The 2,284-nt window shown below is 59.9% G+C and carries 1 protein-coding gene; it reads right to left on the bottom strand.

The genetic code is table 11. From position 1 onward, the window contains the following. Window positions 1-169: 169 nt before the first annotated feature. Complete coding sequence (acs, locus tag HT737_RS07865) at window positions 170-2,125, bottom strand: acetate--CoA ligase (RefSeq protein ID WP_047295856.1); 1,956 nt, start codon at window positions 2,123-2,125, stop codon at window positions 170-172. Window positions 2,126-2,284: the final 159 nt, after the last annotated feature.

Here is a 2,284-nt window from a genome sequence, read left to right on the forward strand (position 1 = left end):
CCAGCTCCCACAGGGATTTCGATTGAGATTGAAATCCCGTTCACACCTCGAAAACCTGTGGGAGCTGGCTTGCCAGCGATGAGGCCGGCACAACCACCACAAAACCATCTGACACAAAAAAGCCCCGCCCGGCATCACCGGACAGGGCTCTTCAATGCATCAGACAGCCTTAAGCCACATTCATCGTCTTGTGCGTATCAATCAAATGCTGCACCACACTCGGGTCCGCCAGGGTCGAGATATCGCCCAGCCCTTCGTACTCCGCCGTGGCGATCTTGCGCAGAATCCGCCGCATGATCTTGCCCGAACGGGTCTTCGGCAGCCCCGGCGCCCACTGGATCACATCCGGCGAAGCAATCGGGCCGATCTCTTTGCGCACCCAGTTCTTCAGCTCCAGGCGCAGTTGCTCGCTCGGCTCTTCGCCATTCTTCAGGGTGACGTAGACATAAATGCCCTGCCCCTTGATGTCGTGCGGCACACCGACCACCGCCGCTTCGGCGACTTTCGGGTGGGCGACCATCGCGCTTTCGATCTCGGCGGTACCCATGCGGTGGCCGGAGACGTTGAGCACGTCGTCGACACGCCCGGTGATCCAGTAGTAACCATCGGCGTCACGCCGCGCACCGTCACCGGTGAAGTACATGCCGCGGAACGTCTTGAAGTAGGTGTCGACGAAGCGGTCATGATCGCCATACAAGGTGCGCGCCTGACCCGGCCACGAATCGAGAATCACCAGATTGCCTTCAGCCTCGCCCTCGATGATGTTGCCAAGGTTGTCGACCAGCGCCGGTACCACGCCGAAGAACGGACGTGCCGCCGAACCCGGCTTCAGTGCATGCGCCCCCGGCAGCGGGCTCATCATGTTGCCGCCGGTTTCGGTCTGCCACCAGGTATCGACGATCGGGCAGCGTGACTTGCCGACATTCTTGTAGTACCAGTCCCAGGCTTCCGGGTTGATCGGCTCGCCCACCGAACCGAGCAGACGCAGGCTGCTGCCATCCGCGCCCTCAACAGCAGCGGTACCCGACGCCATCATTGCGCGGATCGCGGTCGGTGCGGTGTAGAGGATGTTGACCTTGTGCTTGTCGACGATCTTCGCCACCCGGGTGATGTCCGGGTAGTTCGGCACGCCTTCGAAGAGCACGGTGGTCGCGCCATTGGCCAGCGGGCCGTAGACGATGTAACTGTGACCGGTGACCCAGCCGACGTCGGCGGTGCACCAGTAGATTTCGCCCGGACGGTAGTCGAACACGCGCTCGTGGGTCATTGCCGCGTACAACAGATAACCGCCGGTGGTGTGCTGCACGCCCTTCGGCTTGCCGGTCGAACCCGAGGTGTACAGGATGAACAGCGCTTCTTCAGCGCCCATCTCTTTCGGCGCGCAGACGGTGCCCGCCACTTTCATCAGGTCTTCGTACCAGATATCGCGATGCTGGTTCCACTTGATGTCGCCACCGGTGCGCTTGCACACGATGACTTTCTGGATGCTGCTGGTTTCCGGGTTGGTCAGCGCGTCATCGACGTTGGCCTTCAGCGAGATCTTCTTGCCGGCACGAATGCCTTCGTCAGCGGTGATCACCACTTTCGATTTGCAGTCGATGATCCGCCCCGCCAGCGCTTCCGGCGAGAAACCACCGAACACCACCGAGTGAATCGCGCCGATCCGGGTGCAGGCCAGCATGGCGACCACGGCCTCAGGGATCATCGGCATATAGATAGTCACCACGTCGCCACGGTGCACGTCCTGACCACGCAGGGCGTTGGCCAGTTTGCAGACTTGTTCGTGCAGTTCGCGGTAAGTGATGTTGCGGCTTTCGGAAGGATCGTCGCCTTCCCAGATGATTGCGACTTGATCGCCGCGCTCGGCCAAATGACGGTCGAGACAGTTGTAGGAAACGTTCAGGGTACCGTCGGCGAACCATTTGATGTCGACATGGTGATCGTCGAAGGAAGTCTGCTTCACCGTGGTGAAAGGCTTGATCCAGTCGAGGCGCTTGGCTTGCTCGCGCCAGAAACCGTCAGGGTTGACGACCGACTGCTGGTACATGGCTTTGTAGGTCGCCTCGTCAGTCAGCGTATTGGCCAGAACCTCGGGACGAACGGGATACAGAGAAGCCGCACTCATCTTTCTTACCTCGGTGGAATAGTTGTTTTTGTATGACCCCGTTGTAGCCGGGCCGGCCCCATAGAACCATTCGACGATGGTTGTAGGAGCTGCCGCAGGTGCGATCTTTTGATCTTGCTTTGCAAAAAATCAAAAGACGAAAAGATCGCAGCCTTCGGC

The organism is Pseudomonas sp. MD195_PC81_125, assembly GCF_014060985.1.
Taxonomy (GTDB): Bacteria; Pseudomonadota; Gammaproteobacteria; order Pseudomonadales; family Pseudomonadaceae; genus Aquipseudomonas; species Aquipseudomonas parakoreensis.